The organism is Streptomyces sp. NPDC006140 (assembly GCF_040628815.1).
GTDB lineage: Bacteria > Actinomycetota > Actinomycetes > Streptomycetales > Streptomycetaceae > Streptomyces.
This window is the reverse complement of the sequence record NZ_JBEXTS010000027.1, coordinates 64,077-86,975: the sequence shown is the minus strand read 5'-3', so window position 1 is coordinate 86,975 and position 22,899 is coordinate 64,077. Positions and strand designations below refer to the sequence as shown.

At 71.2% G+C, this 22,899-nt stretch carries 22 protein-coding genes; 13 read left to right on the top strand and 9 right to left on the bottom strand.

Going from position 1 to position 22,899, the window contains the following annotated elements:
- Both aroC and ABZ386_RS40535 read left to right on the top strand, forming a co-directional pair.
- Positions 1-990: chorismate synthase (gene aroC / locus ABZ386_RS40540; RefSeq protein WP_351348961.1), on the top strand; the 990-nt coding region annotated here is incomplete at its 5' end.
- Between the two features lie 136 nt (positions 991-1,126).
- Positions 1,127-1,873 carry a VOC family protein gene (locus ABZ386_RS40535; RefSeq protein ID WP_358968501.1) on the top strand — a complete coding sequence of 249 codons (747 nt, stop codon included), beginning with the start codon at positions 1,127-1,129 and terminating at the stop codon, positions 1,871-1,873.
- Between the two features lie 178 nt (positions 1,874-2,051).
- Here ABZ386_RS40535 and ABZ386_RS40530 read toward each other — a convergent pair whose 3' ends face one another.
- Positions 2,052-2,534: a hypothetical protein gene (locus tag ABZ386_RS40530; RefSeq protein ID WP_351348955.1), complete on the bottom strand. Its 483-nt coding sequence runs from the start codon at positions 2,532-2,534 to the stop codon at positions 2,052-2,054.
- An 885-nt stretch (positions 2,535-3,419) separates the two neighbouring features.
- On the bottom strand, positions 3,420-4,559 hold the full coding sequence (locus tag ABZ386_RS40525) for a helix-turn-helix domain-containing protein (protein ID WP_356505977.1): 1,140 nt from the start codon (positions 4,557-4,559) through the stop codon (positions 3,420-3,422).
- An 86-nt stretch (positions 4,560-4,645) separates the two neighbouring features.
- On the opposite strand from ABZ386_RS40525, the gene ABZ386_RS40520 reads away from it, so the two are divergent.
- From ABZ386_RS40520 to ABZ386_RS40495, 6 genes are all read left to right on the top strand, one after another.
- Positions 4,646-5,701, top strand: coding sequence for a ferredoxin reductase (locus tag ABZ386_RS40520; protein ID WP_355727479.1), 1,056 nt, complete (start codon positions 4,646-4,648; stop codon positions 5,699-5,701).
- Positions 5,702-5,708: 7 nt separating this feature from the next.
- Positions 5,709-6,827 (top strand): acyl-CoA desaturase, encoded by a 1,119-nt coding sequence (locus ABZ386_RS40515; protein WP_358968497.1) that lies wholly within the window; start codon positions 5,709-5,711, stop codon positions 6,825-6,827.
- Between the two features lie 294 nt (positions 6,828-7,121).
- Positions 7,122-7,526, top strand: a complete 405-nt coding sequence (locus ABZ386_RS40510) for a hypothetical protein (protein WP_114257150.1) — start codon at positions 7,122-7,124, stop codon at positions 7,524-7,526.
- An 8-nt stretch (positions 7,527-7,534) separates the two neighbouring features.
- The gene (locus ABZ386_RS40505) at positions 7,535-8,305 is read left to right on the top strand and encodes a hypothetical protein (protein WP_358968495.1); all 771 of its coding nucleotides are present in this window, start codon (positions 7,535-7,537) and stop codon (positions 8,303-8,305) included.
- Between the two features lie 38 nt (positions 8,306-8,343).
- On the top strand, positions 8,344-8,967 hold the full coding sequence (locus ABZ386_RS40500; protein ID WP_358968492.1) for a roadblock/LC7 domain-containing protein: 624 nt from the start codon (positions 8,344-8,346) through the stop codon (positions 8,965-8,967).
- Between the two features lie 70 nt (positions 8,968-9,037).
- Positions 9,038-9,412, top strand: coding sequence for a hypothetical protein (locus ABZ386_RS40495; protein ID WP_030244809.1), 375 nt, complete (start codon positions 9,038-9,040; stop codon positions 9,410-9,412).
- 155 nt (positions 9,413-9,567) lie between these two features.
- Here the strand turns inward: ABZ386_RS40495 and ABZ386_RS40490 are convergent, their stop codons facing one another.
- From ABZ386_RS40490 to ABZ386_RS40480, 3 genes are all read right to left on the bottom strand, one after another.
- Positions 9,568-10,542, bottom strand: coding sequence for an alpha/beta hydrolase (locus ABZ386_RS40490; protein ID WP_358968489.1), 975 nt, complete (start codon positions 10,540-10,542; stop codon positions 9,568-9,570).
- A gap of 97 nt (positions 10,543-10,639) precedes the next feature.
- Positions 10,640-11,134: a lamin tail domain-containing protein gene (locus tag ABZ386_RS40485; protein WP_351343478.1), complete on the bottom strand. Its 495-nt coding sequence runs from the start codon at positions 11,132-11,134 to the stop codon at positions 10,640-10,642.
- A 145-nt stretch (positions 11,135-11,279) separates the two neighbouring features.
- The gene (locus ABZ386_RS40480; protein ID WP_358968486.1) at positions 11,280-12,644 is read right to left on the bottom strand and encodes an FAD-dependent oxidoreductase; all 1,365 of its coding nucleotides are present in this window, start codon (positions 12,642-12,644) and stop codon (positions 11,280-11,282) included.
- 259 nt (positions 12,645-12,903) lie between these two features.
- Between ABZ386_RS40480 and ABZ386_RS40475 the strand changes: the two genes are divergently transcribed.
- Both ABZ386_RS40475 and ABZ386_RS40470 read left to right on the top strand, forming a co-directional pair.
- Complete coding sequence (locus ABZ386_RS40475) at positions 12,904-13,581, top strand: RNA polymerase sigma factor (protein ID WP_358968483.1); 678 nt, start codon at positions 12,904-12,906, stop codon at positions 13,579-13,581.
- Positions 13,574-14,536: a CU044_5270 family protein gene (locus ABZ386_RS40470; protein ID WP_358968480.1), complete on the top strand. Its 963-nt coding sequence runs from the start codon at positions 13,574-13,576 to the stop codon at positions 14,534-14,536. The genes ABZ386_RS40475 and ABZ386_RS40470 overlap by 8 nt, the downstream gene beginning before the upstream one ends.
- Before the next feature lie 37 nt (positions 14,537-14,573).
- On the opposite strand, the gene ABZ386_RS40465 is transcribed toward ABZ386_RS40470, so the two are convergent.
- The 3 genes from ABZ386_RS40465 to ABZ386_RS40455 all read right to left on the bottom strand — a co-directional run bounded on the left by ABZ386_RS40465 (position 14,574) and on the right by ABZ386_RS40455 (position 18,491).
- Positions 14,574-17,309 carry a SpoIIE family protein phosphatase gene (locus tag ABZ386_RS40465; RefSeq protein ID WP_358968477.1) on the bottom strand — a complete coding sequence of 912 codons (2,736 nt, stop codon included), beginning with the start codon at positions 17,307-17,309 and terminating at the stop codon, positions 14,574-14,576.
- Positions 17,310-17,458: 149 nt separating this feature from the next.
- Positions 17,459-18,004, bottom strand: a complete 546-nt coding sequence (locus ABZ386_RS40460) for a hypothetical protein (RefSeq protein ID WP_351343488.1) — start codon at positions 18,002-18,004, stop codon at positions 17,459-17,461.
- Positions 18,005-18,032: 28 nt separating this feature from the next.
- Positions 18,033-18,491: an ATP-binding protein gene (locus ABZ386_RS40455; protein ID WP_351343867.1), complete on the bottom strand. Its 459-nt coding sequence runs from the start codon at positions 18,489-18,491 to the stop codon at positions 18,033-18,035.
- A 315-nt stretch (positions 18,492-18,806) separates the two neighbouring features.
- On the opposite strand from ABZ386_RS40455, the gene ABZ386_RS40450 reads away from it, so the two are divergent.
- Both ABZ386_RS40450 and ABZ386_RS40445 read left to right on the top strand, forming a co-directional pair.
- A complete protein-coding gene (locus ABZ386_RS40450; RefSeq protein ID WP_114257157.1) occupies positions 18,807-19,037 on the top strand; it encodes a DUF397 domain-containing protein in 231 nt (76 codons plus the stop codon).
- A 151-nt stretch (positions 19,038-19,188) separates the two neighbouring features.
- Positions 19,189-20,103 (top strand): helix-turn-helix transcriptional regulator, encoded by a 915-nt coding sequence (locus ABZ386_RS40445; protein WP_351343491.1) that lies wholly within the window; start codon positions 19,189-19,191, stop codon positions 20,101-20,103.
- Positions 20,104-20,154: 51 nt separating this feature from the next.
- Here ABZ386_RS40445 and ABZ386_RS40440 read toward each other — a convergent pair whose 3' ends face one another.
- Positions 20,155-20,982: an SAM-dependent methyltransferase gene (locus ABZ386_RS40440; protein WP_351343493.1), complete on the bottom strand. Its 828-nt coding sequence runs from the start codon at positions 20,980-20,982 to the stop codon at positions 20,155-20,157.
- A 201-nt stretch (positions 20,983-21,183) separates the two neighbouring features.
- Between ABZ386_RS40440 and ABZ386_RS40435 the strand changes: the two genes are divergently transcribed.
- The gene (locus ABZ386_RS40435; RefSeq protein ID WP_358968474.1) at positions 21,184-22,869 is read left to right on the top strand and encodes a hypothetical protein; all 1,686 of its coding nucleotides are present in this window, start codon (positions 21,184-21,186) and stop codon (positions 22,867-22,869) included.
- Positions 22,870-22,899 lie beyond the last annotated feature (30 nt).

Genomic DNA, 22,899 nt, shown 5'->3' with positions numbered 1-22,899 from the left:
CGGCACGGGCTCACGCTCGGCTCGCCGGTGGCGATCATGGTGGGCAACACCGAGTGGCCGAAGTGGGAGCAGGTCATGGCGGCCGACCCGGTCGATCCGGAGGTTCTGGCCGGGCTGGCCCGCAACGCGCCGCTGACCCGCCCGCGCCCGGGTCACGCCGACCTGGCCGGGATGCAGAAGTACGGCTTCGACGAGGCGAGGCCGATCCTGGAACGCGCCTCCGCCCGGGAGACGGCGGCCCGGGTGGCGCTGGGCGCGGTGGCCCGGTCGTACCTCAAGGAGACGGCCGGCATCGAGATCGTCAGCCATGTCGTCGAGCTGTGCTCGGTGAAGGCGCCGCAGGGCCGTTACCCGACCCCGGCCGACGTCGAGAAGCTGGACGCGGATCCGGTGCGTTGTCTGGACGCGGACGCCTCGAAGGCGATGGTCGCCGAGATCGACCAGGCCCACAAGGACGGCGACACCCTCGGCGGCGTGGTCGAGATCCTGGCCTACGGCGTGCCGGTGGGTCTGGGTTCGCACGTGCACTGGGACCGCAAGCTCGACGCGCGGCTCGCGGGCGCGCTGATGGGTATCCAGGCGATCAAGGGCGTGGAGATCGGCGACGGTTTCGAGCTGGCGCGGATCCCCGGGTCCAAGGCGCATGACGAGATCGTGAAGACCGACGAGGGCATCCGGCGCACGACCGGCCGCTCGGGCGGCACCGAGGGCGGTCTGACCACCGGTGAGCTGCTGCGGGTGCGGGCGGCGATGAAGCCGATCGCGACGGTGCCGCGGGCGCTGCAGACGGTGGATGTGACGACGGGCGAGGCGGCGCAGGCCCACCATCAGCGCTCCGACGTCTCGGCGGTCCCGGCGGCCGGCATCGTCGCCGAGGCGATGGTGGCGCTGGTGCTCGCGGACGCGGTGGCGGAGAAGTTCGGCGGCGACAGTGTGGCCGAGACCCGCCGGAACGTGACCTCGTACCTCGACAACCTCGCCATCCGATGACCGGCCCACTGGTCGAATTCTCCGCCCACCGGTCAACGGATGGAAGAAATAAGCGAGTTGACGGTCCTGGCTGGAGCCCTTTCTGTAACGCGGCGATGCTGAGTGAAGATCGTCCACCGCGTTCCGAGGAGCATCGATGAAGATCACCCGTCACCCTGCCGGCGCACCGTGCTGGGCGGACCTCGACACCCCCGACGTCGCCTCCGCCCGCACTTTCTACGGCTCGCTCTTCGGCTGGCAGGCCCTGGAACTCCCCAGTGGCTACGTGAACTTCACCCTGCGGGGAGAGAAGATCGTGGGCGCGGTGGAGCTCAAGGAGGGGCAGGAGCACTCGGCCGGCTGGAGCGTCTACTTCATGTCGGACGACCTGAACGGGACGACGAAGGCGGTCGAAGAGGCCGGCGGCCGTGTCGTCAGTCCGCCGACGAAGGTGTCGGTCGCCGGCAGCGCCGCCGTCTACGCCGCCCCCGACGGCGCGGTGTTCGGCGCCTGGGAGCCGGACAAGCACCCCGGCTCCGGACTGGTCCGCGAACCCGGAACGCCGTCCTGGTTCGAGCTGAACAGCCCGGACTCCGACGGCGCCGAGGCCTTCTACGCCCAGGTGTTCGGCTGGACCGCCACGACTCCTCCGGCCGGGGGCGCCGCGGCTCACCTGACCTTCGTCGGCGGAGTCGCGCGGTTCGGCGGCATCACCGGCGGGCCCGAGGGCCCGGCCGGCTGGACCCTGCACTTCGGCGTCAAGGACATCGAAGGCGAGGTGGCCAGGGCGGTCGAGCTGGGCGGCACCGTCGTCTCCGCACCCTCCGAGACACCCGGAGTAGGACGCAGCGCCGTCCTCACAGACCCGACGGGCGTGACGTTCGGCCTGGTCCAGCACACGTAACCGACCAGAATCAAGCCGTACGGCGACGCAACGTGCATAGAGGCGTTGCGGGTGTCGGGCGGGTAGCTCGGGGCCTTCTACGACACAGGATTGGTCGCTGACCACCACCAAAGCCGTTGCCCCAGGCAGGGAACCTCCCCGCCTGGGGCGTCGGCCTTTTGACTGCGTGAGGTCGGGGTCAGATCGGCCCGTGCCAGGTGGATTCGCACTCGACGATGGCGCCGGAGGAGTTGGCGTGGCACGCGCGGGCGGAGACGTTGCGGACCTTGTACGTGCTGTAGAAGTAGCCGTCGAAGACCCCGCCGCCGCCCGCGGATCCGGTGGAGCAGTCGTGGACGGGCATGGTGCGGTAGTGCCAGTGGCCGACCCAGTTGCCGTTGTCGTGGATCTCGTAGCGGATCTGGGTGGTGGCGCAGTGGCCGTCGGTCGAGGTGTCGGATACGTAGGAGCTGAGCGCCACGTAGTTGTTGGTGCGCCACATGTTGGTGTACTGGTACACGCCGCCGACGTGGCTGGTCGAGTCGCCGACGTAGCCGAACCCGTTGTCCTGAGGGTGGACTTCGGTTTCCACCCAGTCGTCGGTGCTGTGCGCGCTCGCTGTTCCGGGGACCGTGAGCAGCAGTCCGATCGCGGCGAAGACCGCCAGTATTGCCCGTCTCATGTAACTCCCCCTCCCTGAAGTTCCCCTGCGATTCTTGTCATGTCTCTTTAGACATGAGGCCCGTCGGCAGCCTCCCGAAGTCGGTGCACCGTGCACCAGTGCGGAACCGGCCATATCGGTGCGAAAGTGACCGCGAGGCCTCCTGGGGACGGCGGTCTTCGAGGTCGGTCACCGTGCACGGTCAGTCGGCATGGGGAACCGGCGAAGTTGCGGCACCGCGGGCGACGGAAGGCGGTAGGCGGAACAGCACCGACGCACCGGTTCGGCCTCTGATCATCCCGGTCCGACGAAGGGGATCTTGTGAGTCTTCGCGTTGCGCCGTCGCGACGCTGGGGCCCGGTTGTCGCATCCGCGACCGCTGCCCTTGTCGCCGCGCTGTCTGGGTGTGGCGGTCGACGCCGGTGAACTGGGCCCGTTCCTCCCGGGCGGCCACCGCGGACCAGGTGCGCGCACTGGGAGCCATCTCGGCCGCCGCCCGTCGGCGCGGCGTCCACAACTGGGTGGGCGATTTCACCGACGGGTTGGTGCCTTGTTGTAAGCCGCCTCAGAGCCGACGGGAGACTGGACGGGACGCCAGCGAGGCCGCCTCCAAGCCGCCGCGGCCGAAGGTTGGGGGAACTGCCCCGCAGGCCGTGCAGCCGCAGTCGAAGCACTGAGCCTTGCCTCATGGCCCACCTGTTCGGAGGCGGTTCACCGGACGGCGTCCCAGGCCCTGCCAGCCGCACTGGGGCCGCTGCTACGCGAGAAGGAGGACCTGTCATCGCAGAGCGGGTTACCGCCAGCTGGCTGATACTGCTCTTCCCCGGGCCGCAGCTGATGGCACCGAGGACGAGACACGATGCCTGGACCGCTCGCGGATGCGGGCGTGGACGATCGAAGAACGCGTCAGCTGACCCGAAGACCGACCGCCAGAGTCAGTTCAAGGACTCGCTGTGGCGATGCGAGATCCGGAAACAGCTCCCGCAGCTGCGACATCCGGTACCGGACGGTCTGGGGATGGACGAACAACGCCGCCGCCACCTCGTCGCGCCTGCCCTGATGCAGCAGCCACGCCCGCAACGTCTCCTCCAGCCGCTGTGCGGTCGCGACAGGCAAGGTCCGCAACGGTGCGAGGGCTCGGGCACGCAGGTCCGCGTACGCGTCCACGTCGGCGCTCAGCACCAGCTCGGGCAGGTGGTCCTCGGTGTCGCGAATATCAGAGGAGAGGGAGCGCGCGCGTACGGCTCGTGCGTACGAGGCGGACGCGCGAGTCCATGGCCGGGCCGGGCCGACCACGGCGGTGCGGTCGGTCAGCTGCCGCAACAGATGTGATCGGTCGGCGTCGGGGACGAGGAGCACACCGGTGGCATCCGGCAGATCGTCGAGGACGAGGGTGCTCGGGTCGAGCGCGCGGTAGGCGGGCCGGGCCTGGGCGGCGGGCAGCAGGACCGCGGTCAGCGTAACCGGAGGCTGCCACCCGGCCCGTTGAGCGGAGGCCAGCAGCACGTCCGGGCTCGCGCCGGCGAGGAGGTCGCGGGCCAGCTGTTCCAGGTGGCGCTCCTGGGCCCGGCCCTGGGCGGCCAGTTCGTCGGCGTGGCCCGCGGCGCTCGCGGCGGAGAGCTCGTCGATGTAGGCGAAGGTCAGCTCGGCGAACTTGGCGACCTCGGCGGCGGGCAGACCTGCGGATACGGCACCCGCTGCCAGACATCGCCAGGCCACGCGGGCGCCGACGCGGTAGGCGCTGAGCAGGGCGTCCATCGACCGGCCGTCGCGCACCTCGCCGCGGCCCAACTCGTAGGCTGCGTCACCGCCGTCGCCGCCCGTGGCGTTCCCGCTCGCGAGGTCCAGGTAGTGCCCCAGGGCGGTACGGACGGCTCGGCGGATGGTACCGCCCATGCTGCCCGAAAGGGCGTTGGCGTAGGAAGGGACCTCGTCGATGATCGCCTGGACGACCTCGTCGGCGGTGGTCTTCAGCGCGGCCCGAAGTGCGGTGACCGTCGTCTCATCAAGGGCCAGTTCGCTGGCCCTCCGGATTGCATGGCTCACGTTTTGTTCCCTGCGAACAATTCAGCCGATCAGATTCACGTCCTGCGGTCAGGACTTTACGCCTTGAGGCGCAGCAGGCTGGAGCCATGACGAGTGCAGCCCTCCGCAGCAGGGCGTGGAAACTGATGGAGATGGTCACGACGCCGCTGCTGCCGTCGGACTACCTCGACCTGGTCAGCCCGCTGCGTGCGGGCGCTGACCTGCGTGGGCGCATCGAGGCCGTGCACCCCGAGACGCGTGACGCCGCGACTGTCGTGATCAGGCCGGGCCGGGGCTGGCGCGGCCACACAGCCGGTCAGTACGTGCGGATCGGGGTCGACGTCGACGGGGTGCGCCTGTGGCGTGCCTACTCCATCACCTCGCCGACAAACCGCCAGGACGGCCGCGTCACGATCACCGTGAAGGCGATCCCGGACGGCAAGGTCAGCAACCACCTGGTCCGCAGGGCCAAACCGGGCACGCTGATCCAGCTCGACCAGCCGACCGGTGACTTCGTGCTGCCGCGGGCCAAGCCCGCCAAGGTGCTCTACCTGACGGCCGGCAGCGGCATCACGCCCGTGATGGGCATGCTGCGCGACACCGAGTTCGACGACGTCGTCATGGTCCACTGCGCGCCACAGCCGCAAGACGTGATCTTCCGCGACGAACTGCACGACCTGGTCGCGGACAAGAAGCTGCGGCTCATCGAGGTGCACACCGACACGGACGGCAAGCTCGACATCGCCCGCCTCGGCGAACTCGTGCCCGACTGGGCCGAGCGCGAGACCTGGGCGTGCGGGCCCGCCGGCCTGCTCGACGCCGCCGAGGAGCACTGGAGCGGGCACGGCGTCCAGGAGCGCCTGCACACCGAACGCTTCCGCCCCGGCATCGTCGCCGCCGGCGACGGCGGCGAGGTCACGTTCAGCGCCACCGGCAAGACCGTCGACGCGGACGGCGCCACGCCGTTGCTGGACGTCGGCGAGGAGGCGGGCGTGCTCATGCCGTCCGGGTGCCGCATGGGCATCTGCTTCGGCTGCGTCACGCCGCTCAAGGCGGGCGCCGTCCGCGACCTGCGCACCGGCGAGATCACCGAGGCCGAGCCGGGCGTCCTCATCCAGACCTGCGTGTCCGCCGCGGCGGGCCCCTGCGACATCGAACGGTAGGAGCAATTTGACCGCCATCGACCCCACCGCCCACCTGACCGCGGAGCAGATCGAGGAGCTCGGCCGCGAGCTGGACGCGATCCGCGACGAGGTGATCGCCGGCCGCGGCGAGAAGGACGCCGCCTACATCCGCAAGGTCATCTCGGCGCAGCGCAAGCTCGAGCTGGTGAGCCGGGGCGTACTGCTGTTCTCGATGTTCCCGCCCGCGTGGATCATCGGCACCGCCGGTCTGTCCGTGGCGAAGATCATGGACAACATGGAGATCGGCCACAACATCCTGCACGGCCAGTGGGACTGGATGCGCGACCCGAAGATCCACTCCACCACCTGGGAATGGGACCACGTCTCGCCGGCGGACCAGTGGAAGCACTCGCACAACGAGCTGCACCACACGTACACCAACGTGATCGGCAAGGACAACGACCTCGGCTACGGCATCATGCGCGTCGACGAGGACCAGAAGTGGCACCCGTTCCACCTCGGTCAGCCGCTGTGGAACTTCATCAACGCCTGCTTCTTCGAGTACGGCATCGCAGCGTACGACCTGGAGCTCGGCAAGAACCTGCACAAGCGCCGCCGCAAGAACCCGGAGTTCCGCGCGCGGGCCAAGGCCGTGGGCCGCAAGATCCGCAAGCAGGTCCTCAAGGACTACGTGATCCACCCGCTGCTGTCGGGCCCGTCGTTCCTCCCCACGCTCGCCGCCACGTTCACCGCGAACCTGGTCCGCAACATCTGGTCCCACTCGGTGATCATGTGCGGGCACTTCCCCGAGGGCGTGCAGGTCTTCGAGCGCCGGTCGATCAAGGGCGAGACGCGCGGCGAGTGGTACCTGCGCCAGATGATGGGCTCGGCGAACATCAGCGGCAGCAAGGCCATGCACTTCATGACCGGCAACCTGTCGCACCAGATCGAGCACCACCTGTTCCCGGACCTGCCGAGCAACCGGTACGCCGAGGTCTCGGTGAAGGTGCGCGCGCTGTTCGAGAAGTACGAGCTGGAGTACGTCACAGGGCCACTGCCCAAACAGGTGTTCTCCGCGTGGCGCAAGGTCTTCCGGCTCTCACTGCCGAACAAGAAGCCCAAGGTCAAAACCCCGGACCGCGAGCAGGGGCTTGTCGCGGCCTGATTCGCGGCATGGTGGTGGACACGACGAGGTCCGCCTGAGCCGCAGCGGCGGGGGCGCGGGTGCCGACGCCCGGGCCGGCCTACATCGCTGCGGCGGATGAGGGACGGCGCGGACGAGGGCTCCTGCGGTGCCCTGCGATGCGTCCTGCCCCCTTCCGATCAACCCCGTTCAACCCCCGCCCGCTTCCCTGCACATTCCTTTGGAAAATGCCAAAGCGTTCACCTGGGCCAAGCACTTTCCGTAGTGTCGTGCTCACGTTCGCGGGAACAGCCGTGCAGGGGGAGGGGATTCGGCGTGCCCGGAATCGACGAAAGTCTGCTGGAAGCCATGCGGCTGCCCGGTGCGCGAGGCGCCTCGGTGGTCGACTGGATCAGCGGTCTCGCCCTGGGCGCGGTGGGTGACGCACCGGGCGGCGACCCGGAGGCGACGGCCGCGGAGACCGCCGAACTCGCCCGCCTCGCCACGGAGAGCGGCGCCCTCGCGCCGGCCGGCGGCGACGCGGGCGGACCGTCCGGCAAGGAACCACCCGTGCAGGACCTGATCATCACGAACACCGACTCGTACCACCTGCTGAGGTTCGTGACCACGACCTTCGACAGCACCGTGTTCCTGCACTTATGGCTCGACCGCGCGGACGGCAACCTGGCCCTGGCCCGCATCCGGCTGGCCGAGATGGCGGACCGACTGGTGCTCGGATGATCGCGCCGATGCTGACCGCGCGCACGGACGAACCGGCCTCGGTCCTGCTCGGCACCCTCGCGGCCCAGGGCGCGAGCGGTGCCCTGTCCACCGAGTCGGGGATGGTCTACCTCGCGGCGGGACACGTCGTCCACGTCGAATCCGCCGTCACACCCGACCTCGGCGACCTGCTCACCCACAGCGGAGCGCTCGCCGCGGACGGCTGGTGGGCGGCGATCGACCAGGCCGGCCGCCGCTGCCGGGTCGGCCGACAGCTCGTCGACAGCGGCCACCTCGCCGCCGGCGCGCTGGAGCTGTGCCACCTCGGCGCCCTCTTCGACGCGGCGTACTTCGTCCTCGCCCACGACGGACCGGCCCTCCGCTTCCGCCCGGGGGTCGCCCACTGGCTCGGCGCGGTCCGCTCCGTACCGGTGGACACCGTCCTGCGGGAGTCCCGGCGCCGCCGCGAACTGCTGCACCGCATCTGGCCCGAACCCGCCATCGACGTCGCCCCGCTCGCCCGCGTGCCGGGCGGCCCCGTGGAACTGCCCGCCCGCCGCGACCGGATCCTCGCCCAGGTCGACGGCGTCCGCACCGCCGCCCAGATCGCGACGGCCCTGGCCTGCCGCACCTTCCACACCCTCGTCGAACTCCGCCGTCTGGCCGCAGCCGGGCTGGTCGTCCCCGCAGACCCCGCCACCGCGTCCGCCGCACCGGGACCCGCCCCCCTGCCTGCGGCACCGGACGAGCCCGACACCGCACTGCTGCGACGGCTCCTGCACGCCTTGGAGGCACTGTGATCCGCGCGCGACGACAGCGTGCCGAAAGGAGACTGCTCATGGCCGTCGAGACCGACGTCCTGGACGAACTGCGCCGGCTCCGCACCCGCGTGCCCGGGCTGACCGGCTCCCTCGCGGCCACCGTCGACGGACTGGTCCTCGCCCACGACGTACCGGAGACCGAGCCGGAGGGACTCGCGGCGCTCACCGCCGCCGCCCTCGGCGTGGCGTACCGGATGACCGACGCCGCCGCCCGCGGCGACTTCCGCGAACTCCTCGTACGGGGCGCCCACGGCTACGTCGCGACCTACGCGGCCGGGACCACCGCCGTCCTCACCCTCTTGGCCGAGGACCGCGTCAACGTCGGCCGCCTCCACCTGGAGGGCCGCCGCGGCGGCGCCCGTATCGCCGACCTGGTGGCCACGCGCGTCGGCCCGGGCACCGGCCGCCACGCCGACCGACCGACACCGACGCCCGCACAAGTACCGCGGCCCGCACAGACACCGACGCCGAGGCCGGCACCGGCGTCCGCAGCAGCAGCCGCACCCCCGTCCCCGTCCCCACCCGCACCCGAAGAGCACCTCGCCACAGCGCCCCCGGCCACCGCCCGCCCCATCGGCACCCTCCCGGTACGCACCCCGCAACGGCCCACCCACCCGCCGCGCCCGCAGACCGGCAGCTGAGCCGCACGAACCTCCCGACCGACCGAACAGACACCGACCGAACAGACACCGACCGAAAGGAACCGACCGCATGGCCAACACGGAGACCGCCCTGAAGGAATGCCTGAGCTCCATCGACGGAGCCACGGCCGCCGCCCTCGTCGACTACACCAGCGGCATGGCCCTCGGCACCCTCGGCGGCAGCAAGGACTTCGACCTGGAAGTCGCCGCCGCCGGCAACACCGACGTCGTACGGGCCAAGCTGCGCACCATGGAACACCTGGGGCTGAAGGAGGAGATCGAGGACATCCTGATCACCCTGAACACCCAGTACCACCTCATCCGCCTGCTCAAGGGGCGCGGGGGCAGCGGACTGTTCCTCTACCTCGTGCTGGACGGGAGCCGGGCCAACCTGGCCATGGCCCGCCACCAGCTCCGCCGGATCGAAGCCGACCTGGAGGTCTGAACCGGCACCACCGGACGGGAGCCCTCCGCGACGGACCCGACGTGGAGGGCCCCGCCATGCCGGGCTCCGGTACGGCGGTACGGCGGTACGGCGAGGTGAGGCCGCAGCTGCTGCTCCGGCAGCCGGCCGACGACCGGGCGCCGGCTGCCGCACGGCTAACCCCGAAGGCCGCCCAGCCACTCGACCAGCAGCCGGTTGGTCTCGACGGGACGTTCCTGCTGGAGGAAGTGGCCGCAGCCGTCGAGGATGTGGGACGCCGTCAGGCCCGGCAGGGTGGCCGGGAACGCCTCGATCGCGTCGGCGAGCCAGGTCGTGGACGCGTCCAGGCCGCCGCCGATGAACAGCGACGGCTGGGTGACGGGCGCGCCGGCGAAGTCCGCCAGGTCCTCCCAGTCGCGGTCCATGTTCCGATAGCGGTTCAGGGCGCCGGTCATGCCCGTGCGCTCGAACTCCCCAGCGTAAATGTCGAGGTCGGTCTCGCTCAGCCAGTGCGGCAGCCGGCCGACGGGGAACCGGTCGCGCAACCGGCCGCCCCGCGCCACGAAATGCGGGTCGGCTTCGGGCATCGTGTCCGCGGACAGGGCCGCGTAGAAGCCCGCGAGCCAGCCGCGTACGTCGGGCTCGACCTCCGCCTCGGTCCGGCCCGGCTCCTGGAAGTAGGAGACGTAGAACTCCTCGTCGCCGCCCATCCCCGCGAACACCTCGCTCGGCCTGGGGCCGCCGGGCGGCGTGTAGGGCACGCTCAGCAGCCCCACCGCGCGGAACACGTCCGGCCGGACCAGCGCGGAGGTCGTGGCGATCGTCGCACCCCAGTCGTGGCCGATGAGCACGGCGGACCGCTCGCCCAGTGCCTCCACCACGGCAACGTTGTCCGCCACCAACTCCAGCAGCCGGTAAGCCTCCACCTCGGCGGGCCGGGACGAGCGTCCATAGCCGCGGACGTCGACGGCCACCGCCCGGTAACCGGCCGCGGCCAGGGCGGGCAGTTGGTGGCGCCACGCGTACCAGGACTCGGGGAATCCGTGCAGCAGGAGCACGAGCGGCCCGTCCCCCTGTTCCACGAGGTGGGTGCGGCCGGCCGGTGAAGGCACGAGGCGGTGCGTGCGGTCGACGGCGGACGTCTGCGGCATGGATCCTCCCGGGATGCGCGGTGGGACGCTCGGTCCAACCGATCATCCGGCGCCCGCCGCGCCGCGCACCAAGCCTGTTGCCGGTTCGGCAAAAGGCTCAGCCGTGGAACGAGATGTACCCGTTGCCGTCCTTGTCGGAGCCGCTCTTGGTGTACGAGTGCACGTCGGCCCGGCTGCCGGACGGCTTGTACACGTAGATCGTGTCCTTGTCGTTGTTCCACATGAAGTTGCAGTTGTCGCGGTAGACGACGTTGTTCGCGTCGGAGTCGGACCCGTTGCCGCCGCGCAGCTTCACGTAGTCACCCGGCTGAAGGGTGTGGTTCGCGGTGAAGGTGAACTTGTTCCCGGCGGCGTCCTTCACGACGTAGCCCTTGAGGTTCACCGTCGTCGACCGCGAGTAGTTCTTGATCTTCAGGTACTCCTCGTCGGTGTTCCCCGTCCGGCAGTTGTTGGAGTCGCGGCCGGGGGCGTCGTACTGGACACCGCCGATCTTCAGCGCGGAGTTGTACTCGGCGGCCTGGGCCGGGGCCGCCGTCAGGGCGGTCAGGGCTCCGGCAGCGGCGGCCGTGGCGGCGACAAGGCGTATACGCATGGACGTTCGTCCCCCTTGCATGGCCCTCTGATGAAGGCGATGTGATGGTTCGGTGAAAGCGTCTGGATCGTACACGGTTCAAGCACGCATAAGGGCGGGTCCGGTGACATTGCCACCGAACCCGCCCCGCGGGTGGACAGAGAGGTCAGGCGCCGCTGGCGCGGAGCATGTCCTCACGCTCGACGATCTTCACGCGCTCGCGTCCCTCCGGCTCGCCCAGCGCCTTCTCCGCGGCGTCCAGCCGGTACCAGCCGTCCCAGGTGGTGAAGCGGACGTCGCGCTCGGCGAGGAACGCGTCCACGGCCTCCGGCGCGGGAGTCGAGGGCGTGTGCAGCCGGCCGTTCGCGTAGTCGTCCAGCAGGTTCGACACCGTCTCGTTCGCGTCGCCCTTGGTGTGGCCGATCAGGCCCACCGGACCGCGCCGGATCCAGCCGGTGACGTACGTGGACTGCAGGTGCTCGCCGGACTCCTGTATGACCCGCCCGCCCTCGTCCGGGACGGTGCCCGAGTCGATGTCCCAGGGCAGCTTGGGGAGTTTGTCGGACAGGTAGCCCACCGCGCGGTAGACGGCGGTGACGTCCCACGTCTTGAACGTGCCGGTGCCCTTGACGTTGCCGGTGCCGTCGAGTTCCGTGCGCTCGGTGCGCAGGCCGACGACCTTGCCGTCCTCGCCGAGGACCTCGACCGGCGACTCGAAGAAGTGCAGGAAGAGCTTGTGGGGCCGGTCGCCGACGTCGCGGATCGCCCAGTTCTCCAGCGTCTTGGCGACCATGTCGGCCTGCTTGTTGCCGCGCCGGGTGGCGATCGAGCCCTCGTCGTAGTCGATGTCCTCCGGGTCGACGATGACCTCGATGTTGGGGGAGTGGTCCAGCTCCCGCAGCTCCATCGGGCTGAACTTCGCCTGCGCCGGGCCCCGGCGGCCGAACACGTGGATCTCCTTGGCCCGGTTGGCCTTCAGACCCTCGTACACGTTCGGCGGGATCTCCGTCGGGAGCAGCTCGTCCGCCGTCTTGGCCAGCACGCGCGCGATGTCGAGCGCGACGTTGCCGACGCCGAGCACGGCGACCTTCTCCGCCTCCAGCGGCCAGGTGCGCGGCACGTCCGGGTGGCCGTCGTACCAGGACACGAAGTCGGCGGCGCCGTAGGAACCGTCGAGGTCGATGCCGGGGATGGACAGCGCCCGGTCGGCCATCGCGCCGGTGGCGAAGATCACGCCGTCGTAGAACGCGCGCAGGTCGTCCAGGCCGATGTCGGTGCCGTAGTCCACGTTGCCGAACAGCCGGATCTGGGGCTTGTCGAGCACCTGGTGCAGGGCCGTGATGATGCCCTTGATCCGCGGGTGGTCGGGGGCGACGCCGTACCGGATCAGTCCGAACGGCGCCGGCATGCGCTCGAAGATGTCGATGGACACGCCGGGTTCGGCGGCCACCTCGGACTTGAGCAGGGCGTCGGCGGCGTAGATCCCGGCGGGGCCGGATCCGACGATGGCTACCCGCAGGGGGCGGGGCATGGTCAGGTTCCCTTCGAGCGGCGACAAGCGATCTCGACGGGAAGCCTAAACTAAGGCAAGCCTAAGTCGGTATGCGGGTCCGGTCTATGAGCTCATAAGGCTACTTTATGGGCAGGTGTCCGGCCTGCCGCGGCGCCCTCGCACACGTCCCCGGGAACCCGAACGCGGGCATCGGCGAACAGCAGTCGACCATGCCCGTGACGTCGAAGGAAGGCCCCATGGACCTGAGAGGCGACCGGCCGGACCCGAGAGGTGACCGATGACCGCGCCCCCGAGCGTCGGAGCCCGCCACGCCCCCGGCCGGTGCGACGAGTCCGACGCCTCGGTGATCGAGCGGTCGCGGGAGGACCCCGACGCGTTCGCGGTGCTCTTCGACCGCTACGCCGACGACATCCACCGGTACATCGCCCGGCGGCTCGGCACCGAGGCGGCCGACGACCTGATGGCCGAGACCTTCGTGACCGCCTTCCAGCAGCGTCGCCGCTACGACCTGGCACGGTCGCCCGCTCGCCCCTGGCTGTACGGCATCGCCACCAACCTCGTCGGCCGGCACCGGCGCGCCGAGGCCCGCCGGCTGCGCGCCCTGTCCCGCGTCGCCGCGGAGGCGCCGGGCGAACGCGGCGGTGACGCCGAGCCGTTGGCGGACCGGGTCGCCGCCCGGGTCAGCGCCGAGGGCTCACGCGCCGCCCTGGCCGGTGCCCTCGCGGCGCTGCCGGCCCGTCACCGCGATGTGCTGCTGGTGATCGCCTGGGGCGACCTCGACTACGCGGAGGCCGCCCAGGCCCTCGGCATCCCGGTGGGCACCGTCCGCTCCCGGCTGCACCGGGCCCGGAAGAAACTGCGCGAAGCGCTGGGCGGTTCGGATCCCACCGCCCCGCACGACGAGACGGACGAGACCGGCCCGACCGGCGAGACGAAGGAGACCGCTCGTGGATGACCTCACCGCGGTGCGCGAACTGGAGGCCGACGTGCCCCCGCTGACCGACCGGGCCCGCAACGAGGCCCGGGCCCGCCTCCTGCGGGCCGTCCACCGGGAAGCGCGCCCGCACGTCGTCCGGGCCTTCCCCCGCCGGCTCGCGCTCCGCACCGCCCTCGCCGCGACGGCCACCGCTGCCACGGCCACCGGCGCCGTCGTCCTGACGGCCCGCCGCGAGGAACGGGACGCCACGGCACCGCAGTTGGCCGGCGCGGCACGGCTCCTTCACCGGGCCGCCGAGCGCTCCCGCACCGACAGCGCGCACCTGCCGGTCCCGCGCAACGACCAGTACCTCTACACCAAGGAGATCACCGCCCGTACGTACCTCAAGGGCGGGAAGACCCAGCGGTTCACGGACGAGAGCTGGCTGTCGGTCGACGGCTCCAAGCCCTCCCGGTACAGCTACTACGGCCGGATCCTCGACGAACCTCCCCTGGGCGAGCACCAGGTGCGCTGGCCCCCCACCGAGTACGCGAAGCTCAGGAAGTGGCCCACGGATCCCGACAAGCTCCTGGAGATCCTCAAAGTGCGCGGGGCGGACCGTCCGGAAGCCGACCAGGACGCCTACCTGAACGCCTGCCTGCTCATGCGCGGCCCCCGCGTGATGCCGCCCGGCCTCCAGGCCGCCGCCTTCGAGGCCGTCGCCCAGCTGCCCGGCATCGAGCTGGACCACCACGCGGTGGACGCGCTCGGACGCCACGGCATCGCCGTCTCCCACCCCGGCCTGGCCTTCGCCTTCATCTTCGACCCGAAGACCTACGCCTACCTCGGTCTGCGACAGGAAGGATCGAAGGGCGGCCGCTGGGCGGACGGCGAGCTGCGGGGCGGCCAGAAGTACACCGAGGTCAAGGGACTGGTGGCGGTGGGGGTGGTGGACCGGATCGGACAGCGGCCCCCGGCGGGCACGGCCCGGTGACACGTCCGACGGCGCCGACGTCACCCTCGCCTTCCGCTCACGGCAGGGGCTGCTCCGCCCAGATCACCTTTCCCGCGGGCAGATAACGCGTCCCCCAGCGCTCCGCGAGCTGCGCGACGAGGAACAGCCCGCGCCCGCCCTCGTCCGTCATGGTCGCGTACCGCAGGTGCGGCGAGGTGCTGCTGCTGTCGAACACCTCGCAGATCAGGTGGCGATCGCGCAGCACCCGCACGCGAATGGGGCCCTCTCCGTACCGGAGCGCGTTGGTGACCAGCTCGCTCAGGATGAGCTCGGTGGTGAACGTCAGCTCCTCCAGGCCCCACTCGGCCAGCTGCCGGCTGACCGCCGCCCTCACTTCGCCCACGGCCGCCGGGTCGGCCGGCACCGGCCACTCGGCGACCCGGTCGGCGGCGAGCGCCCGGGTGCGCGCGACGATCAGCGCGATGTCGTCGCTGGAGCGGGCCGTGAGCTGCGAGTCCAGCACGGTCCGGCAGGTCTCCTCGGGGGACTGCCCGGACCGGCTCAGGGCCTCGCGCAGCATCTCCAGGCCGACGTCGATGTCCCGCTCCCGGTCCTCGACCAGCCCGTCGGTGTAGAGCACGAGCCGGCTGCCCTCGGCCAGCTCCAGCTCCGCCGTCTCGAACGGCAGACCGCCGAGGCCGAGCGGGGGCCCGGCCGGCACCTCGGGGAACTCGACGCTGCCGTCGGGGTGGATCAGGGCCGGCGGCGGATGCCCGGCCCGCGCGACGGTGCACCGCCGGGAGACCGGGTCGTAGACGGCGTACAGGCAGGTCGCGCCGGTGACCGGGGCACTGCCCTCCGCCTCCGTCTCGTCCTGGTCGATGCGGCCGACCAACTCGTCCAGCAGGGCGATGAGTTCCTCGGGCGGCAGGTCGAGGGCGGAGAAGTTGTGCACCGCCGTGCGCAGCCGCCCCATCGTGGCCGCGGCGTGCAGACCGTGGCCGACGACATCGCCGACCACGAGCGCGACCCGGGCCCCCGACAGCGGCAGCACGTCGAACCAGTCGCCGCCCACACCGGCCTGCGCGGGCAGATAGCGGTAGGCGATCTCCAGCGCGCCCTGCTCGGGCAGGTTCCTCGGGAGCAGGCTGCGCTGGAGCGTCACCGCCATGCTGTGCTCGCGGGTGTAGCGGCGCGCGTTGTCGATGGAGACGGCGGCCCGCGCGACCAGCTCCTCCGCCAGGGCCAGCTCGTCCTCGTCGAACGGCACCGGCTTCTCGCAGCGCCAGAAACTGACCACGCCCAGCAGCAGGGTGCCGGCCCGCAGCGGCACCGTGATCAGGGAGTGGATGCCGTAGTCGACGATCTGCGCCGAGCGTTCGAGGTCCTGCGCCTGCCAGCCCGGTGCCTCGCTCAGCCGGGGTTCCAGGACCGGCCGGCCGGTGGCGAGGCTGCGGCCCTGCGGGGAGGACTCGACGAACCTGATCCGCTCGCCGACGGCGTACAGCGGAGCGTCCTTGCGGATGCCGCTCAGCGCCGTGCGGCTCAGCGCGGCCGCCGCGTCCGGCTGCCCGCCGCCCAGCACCGCGTCGAACAGGTCCACGGTGGCGAAGTCGGCGAACCGGGGCACGGCCAGCTCGGTCAGCTCCTCGGCCGTGCGGGTCACGTCCAGGCTCGTCCCGATGCCCACGCCGGCGTCGTACAGCATGTTGAGCCGTTCCCGCGCGGTCTCGGCCCGGCCGGACAGGGCGCGCAGCTCGGTGGAGTCGCGCAGCGTGGCGACACTGCCGGGCGGACCGCCCGCGTGGTCGGTGGTCCGCTGGTTGACGGCCAGCAGCCGGTCCCCGACGAGGTGCACCTCGTCGGTGGCGACGCGCCCGGAGGCCAGCAGGTCGGCGGTGCCCGGGTCGAGGCCCAGGCTGAGGACGTGCCGGCCCTCGGCGTCGGCGGGCAGCCCGAGCAGCCGGTGCGCCTCGTCGTTGGCGAGCACCAGCGTGCCCCCGTCGTCGACGATGAGAACGCCCTCGCGGACGGCGTGCAGCACGGCGTCGTGGTGTTCGTACATCCGGGTCATCTCGTGCGGCCCGAGGCCGTGGGTCTGGCGCAGCAGCCGCCTGCTCACCAGCGCGGCACCCGCCGTCGCCAGGGCGAGCGCCGCCGCGGCGGCGGAGAGCAGGAGCGGCAGCTGCTCGTCGGCGGTCCCGCCGACCTTCGCCGTCGTGATCCCCGCCGACACCAGGCCCACGACCCGGCCGTCCGGGCCCTTCACCGGCACCACGGCCTGCACGAGGGGACCGATGGTGCCCTCGATCTCCTCGGTCACCGCCTTTCCGGCCAGGGCCGGTGCGATGGTCCCGACGAACCGCTTGCCGATGCGGTCCGTCTTGGGGTGGGTGTAGCGGATGCCGTCGGTGTTCATGACGACTACGAAGTCGACCTCCGACCGCTCTCGGGCGGCCTCGGCCCGTGGCTGCAGCACGGCCGTGGGATCGGGACTGCGCAGCGCCTCGACGGTGCCCGGCGCGTTGGCGAAGGTCTCCGCGACGGCGAGTGAACGGTTGCGGGCCTCCAGCGTCGTGTCGTGCCGCACCTGCAGGAGCAGCGCCACCACGGCCGCCACGACCAGCAGCAGCACGATCACCACGACCAGCAGGAACACCTGTCCGGCGACGCTGCGCCCGCCCAGCGCCGACCGCAGCCCCGCCACCGGATGCCACCGCGACGGGCCCGCCTCCCGCCGCTGCCGTGCGGACGGCGCAGCGCCGGGCCGCAGGGGCGATCGAGTCCCGGATCGACCCAAGAGTCGGACCATGTGCCCATGTCTACACTGCCGGGCCCGGCAAGGCGAGGGGCATCACCCATGGTGACAGGGGGCCCTCACCGTATCGTCACGACTCCGGACCCGCACGGCCTCCCGGTCCGTGGGAAACGTCCGACGGTCTCGGACGGCGCGCGACGGCCTCAGGTGGCGAGGGAGCGGGCCAGCTCGGTGGTGGCCCGGGCGATCTCCGTGTCCTCGTCCGCCATCAGCCGGCCGAGGTCGCCGCGCCGGGCCCGCACCGCCTGCCGCGCCGCGCGCTCCCACGCCACCGGGTTCTCCCGGTGGTTCATCAGCTTCGGATAGACGGCGGCGGTGCTCTCCCACTGGCGGGCGTCGGCGATGCTCTTGAGCAGCTGGATGATCTCGGCGCGGCAGGTCACCTGCGGCAGCTTCGCCAGCTCCCACAGGAACGGAACCGTGGCGGCGGTCGCCTGCTCCACGACGAAGCCGAACTGGCAGATCCGCTTCCGCAGGTCGCCGAGGGCGGACCGGGCCGTGTCGGCGTCGCCCCAGGCGATGCCGTTGAGCAGCAGGGGAATGGCCGCCGCCGAACCGGTGGAGTCCTGGATGTCGCCCCACGGCACGCGGTCCAGTGCCGTGAGCGGCGTGGTCCGGGCCACCCCGGTCGGGGTGTCGGGGCGCTGGGGGCGCTCGCTGCTCGGGTGTTCCGTCGAAGCGCTGCGCATGGCGAGGGGCCTTTCCGCGGCAGTCGTGTCAGAGGGGTGGACAGGTCGACAATCTGGCCCAGACCGTCTTGCCCGCCGGAGGGCTGGGGGCCCAGCCCCACTCCTCGGACAGGGCGTCGACGATGCACAGGCCGCGGCCGTTCTCCTCCAGGGAGGAGCCGGCGGGCGCGTACACGGGCGGACGGTCGTCGGGGTCGGAGACGGTGACCAGCAGGTGCGTCGGGTCCAGGAGGAACCCGAGCCGGATCTCCGGCGCGCCCGGTGCTCCCGCCGCCGCGTGCGTCGCGGCGTTGGCGGTGAGTTCGGTGATGACGAGGGTGGCGTCGTCACAGCAGTGGTCGAGCGACCACACGTGGAGGGTGTCACGTGTGAAGGACCGGACGCGTGCGAAGCCCTCCCGACTGCACTCGACCCGCAGGGTGGCCGAGGCGGACAGGGGGGCCGGGGCGGTCAGGGCGACCGAGGGCGGCGGCACCGTCTCCGGCATCGCGGGCGGGGGCCCGTACGGCGTCGCCTCGTACGGCGTCGCCGTGAGCGGGCCGGGCGGGATGTCGTGGGCCGTCGCCGATGCGCCTGCGTGTGCCGCAGCCCCACTCGGCTGCCGGAGCACAGGCTGCGCAGGTGATGACACGGCATCTCCCCGATGCGACGTCAGGACGCGGCGCCAGCACAGGGGTTGACGCCGCAGCTATTATCCACGCTGACGGCGCTCGCGTGCAATTGCACGAGAAATTGCGTGAAAATCAAGCCGTTGTGGGTACGCAAGCCGGGACGGACACGGCCGGAGAGCAAGGAGACCGCGGTGCCACCAGTGCGGAACGGAGTGCAGGCGAGTTCGTTGGACGCCTGCTGGATCAAGAGCCGGCACAGCAACGCCGAGGGCAACTGCGTCGAGGTGGCTCCCCTCGTCGACGGGGGCATCGCCGTGCGCAACTCCCGCGACCCCGACGGGCCCGCCCTGGTCTACACGGCCGCGGAGCTGCGGGCGTTCCTGGCCGGGGCCAAGGACGGAGAGTTCGACCACCTGGTGTGAGCGGGGGTGGCGACGCGAACGCGGCGTGAAGCCCTGGTGGGGGAGTGGAATCCAACTCCCCACATCCATGGGCCCGTACGGGCTGATGCGGAGACGCCCGGCCGGGTGCGATAGTGTAAGTCGCCCTTGTGCCGGTCTGCTGGGAGTCAGGATGTCCGCCGCGTCGCATCGCATCTCCCGTCTGGAACCCTACCTGGACAGGCCCGAGCCGGCGCCGACTCTGCTGAAGATGCTCGTCGGTGTGCAGCTGGCAGGCTTCCGTGAGGACGCCGGGCTCGCCCAGGACCAGGCGGCGCGCGCTGTCGGTTTCAGCGCCGCGAAACTGTCCCGCATCGAGGCGGGCAAGGGCCGCCGCCCGCCGACGGAGAGCGACGTCCGGGCGCTGCTGGAGCTGTACGGCACCGATGCCTACGAAGCCTCGGTGCTGCTCAAGCTGCTGCGGCGCGCCGGTGAGCCGGGCTGGTGGCAGCGGTACGACAAGCGGCTGATGCCCGAGTGGTTCGACCGCCTGGTCGGACTCCAGGAGGCCGCCGCCACCATCCGTACCTTCGAGATCCAGTACGTGCCCGGCCTGTTGCAGACCCCCGCCTATGCCAGGGCGGTGGTGGAGCGCGGCCTGCCGAACGCGCCCGCCGGCGAGGTGGAGCGGCGCGTCGAACTCCGCACGCGCCGGGCGCGGTTGCTGTCCCGGACCGACGCCCCGCAGCTGTGGGCGATCATCGACGAGTCCGTGCTGCTGCGCGTCCTGGGCAGCACCGACGTGATGCGGGAGCAGCTCGCGCACCTCGTCGAGATGGCGCAGCGCCCCCATGTGACGGTGCAGATCGTGCCGCTGAGCGTCACGAACGCCTCGGCGCCCGCCATCCCGGTGACGTATCTGCGCTTCGGCGGCCTGGACCTGCCCGACGTGGTCTACCTGGAGCACATCCGGAGCGCCAACTTCCTCGAGGACCGCGACGAGACGGAGGAGTACCGGATCGCGCTGGACCGCCTCGCGGACGAGGCGCTCAAGCCGCGCGACTCCCTCGACATGCTGTGTCGGACGATGGAGCAGCGCTACCCCTGACGTGCGTGTGCCTCTCGCGGGACGCCGGCCGCCCCGCGAGAGGCCTCGCGGTCACCTCTCCAGCGGAACCCGCCCCACACCGCCGAACTCGATCCACTCATGGGTGAGCTGACGGGGGGCCACCTCCGTGTCCGGACGCCACGTGGACACCTCCACCAGGCCCGGTTCGAGGATCTCCAGACCCTCGAAGTAGGTGGCGACGTCCTTCTCCTCGCGCACCCGCCCCCAGTGTCCCTGGGTCGCCTGGTCCATGAAGTTCGTAACGAAGTCGCGGACCTCGGGGTCCTCGCTGACCAGCTGGCACATCACCATGAAGCTGCCCGGCGCGAGCCGTTCCCGGACGCGGCGCGCCACCGCGAGCGGCCCGTCGGTGTCGCTGTCCGGGATGCAGTGGAACACCGAGTTGAAGAGCACGCACACCGGCTCGGAGAAGTCGATCAGCCGCTGGGTGTCGGGGTGGTCGAGGATCAGGTCGGTCGCGCGCATGTCCGCGTGGATGACGGCGGTGCGCTCGTCCTGCTCCAGCAGGGCGCGGCCGTGGACCAGCACCATCGGGTCGTTGTCGACGTACACCACGTGGGTCGTGGGGTCGATGCGCTGGGCGACCTGGTGCACGTTGTCCTGCGTGGGCAGGCCTGAGCCGTGGTCGAGGTACTGCCGGATGCCGTACTCCTCGGACAGGGCCCGCACGACACGCTGGAGGAAACGCCGGTTGTTCAGGGCCAGACGGCGCGTGCTGGGTACGACCTTGTCGAGTTCCTCGCACGCGGCGCGGTCGGCCGCGTAGTTGTCCTTGCCGCCCAGGTAGTAGTCGTACATGCGCGCAGCCGTCGGCACGGTCGCGTCGATCTCGGTGGACAACTGCTTGTCGGAATGCATCGTTCCCCCTGCAAGGTGCCGCGCCAACGGACTGGCTGGACAGGAAGTACATCCTAGGGAGCGGGAGTTGGGCGGTGCCAGCCCACTGGCGAACGTGCCCACGATCGAACGACACGATGATCGTCCTCGCCGCCGGGGTGTGTCCGATGTGTCACTCTTCATCACCTCTGCGTCACTGGTGCATCATCCCAGGAGAAACCCATGGGCGACTATTACGACCTCGGGACCCACAGCCGTCCCGTCACCACGTCCTCGGCGGAAGCCCAACTCTGGTTCGATCGCGGCCTGGTGTGGACGTACGCCTTCCACCATGAAGAGGCCGTCACCTGTTTCGAGAAGGCGGCCGCGGCCGATCCCGAGTGCGCGATGGCCTATTGGGGTATCGCCTACGCGCTCGGCCCGAACTACAACAAGCCCTGGGAATTCTTCGACGACGATGAGTTGGTGCGAACCGTCGAACGCACGCACACCGCCGTCGAACGGGCCCACGAAAAGGCCGCCGCCCGCGCCACCCCGGTCGAACGGGCCCTCATCGGCGCGCTGCGCGCCCGCTACCCCCAGCCGGAGGCCGTCGAGGACTGCTCGGTGTGGAACGAGCCCTACGCCGACGCCATGCGCGCGGTGTACGAACTGGCGCCCGACGACCCGGACATCGCCACGCTCCACGCCGACGCCCTGATGAACCTCACCCCCTGGCAGCTGTGGGACCTGAGGACCGGACAGCCGGCCGAGGGCGCCCGCACCCTGGAGGCCAGGGCCGTACTGGAGAGCGCGCTCGGCACCGACGCCGGGGCCGAACACCCCGGCGTCCTCCACCTCTACATCCACCTGATGGAGATGTCCCCGACGCCGGAGCAGGCGCTCACCGTCGCCGACCGCCTGCGCGGCATCGTGCCCGACGCCGGGCACCTGCTCCACATGCCCTCGCACCTCGACGTCCTGTGCGGCGACTACCGCCGGGTCGTGGCGGCCAACAGCGACGCGATCGCCGCCGACGAGAAGTTCCGCCGGCGGTCCGGCGCGATGAACTTCTACACCCTCTACCGGGTGCACAACTACCACTTCAAGATCTACGGGGCGATGTTCCTCGGCCAGGAGCGGGTCGCCCTGGACACCGCCGCCGAGCTGGAAGCCGCCGTGCCGGAGGACCTGCTGCGGGTGCAGAGCCCGCCGATGGCCGACTGGCTCGAAGCCTTCCTGGGCATGCGCGTCCACGTACTGATCCGCTTCGGCCGCTGGACCGACATCCTCGCCCTGCCGGCCCCCACCGACCCGGACCTCTACTCGGTGACCACCGCCCTGCGGCACTACGCCCGCGGTGTCGCCCTCTCGGCCACCGGCGAGGTCGCCCGGGCCGACGCCGAGCGCGAGTTGTTCCGCGCGGCGGTGAGCCGGGTGCCCGAGACGCGGATGCTGTTCAACAACACCTGCCACGACATCCTCGCCATCGCGGCGGCCATGCTGGACGGGGAGCTGGAGTACCGCAGGGGCAACCACGACCTCGCCTTCGCCGCCCTGGAGCGGTCCATCGCCCTGGACGACAACCTCCCCTACGACGAGCCCTGGGGCTGGATGCAGCCCACCCGCCACGCCTACGGCGCCCTGCTGCTCGAACAGGGCCGGGTGGCGGAGGCCGAGGCGGTCTACCGAGCGGACCTCGGCCTGGACGACACCCTGCCCCGCGCCCTCCAGCACCCCGGCAACGTCTGGTCCCTGCACGGCTTCCACGAGTGCCTGCTGCGGTTGGGCAGGACCGGCGAGGCGGCCCTCGTGGCCCAGCAGCTCAAACTGGCGACCGCGCTGGCCGACGTACCGATCCAGGCGTCCTGCTTCTGCCGCCTGGACACCGCGCCCGGCCCCGAGCAGGCCGAGGGGTGCTGCCACTGACTCCCCAGGGCCCGGGCCAGGCTCCCTTCT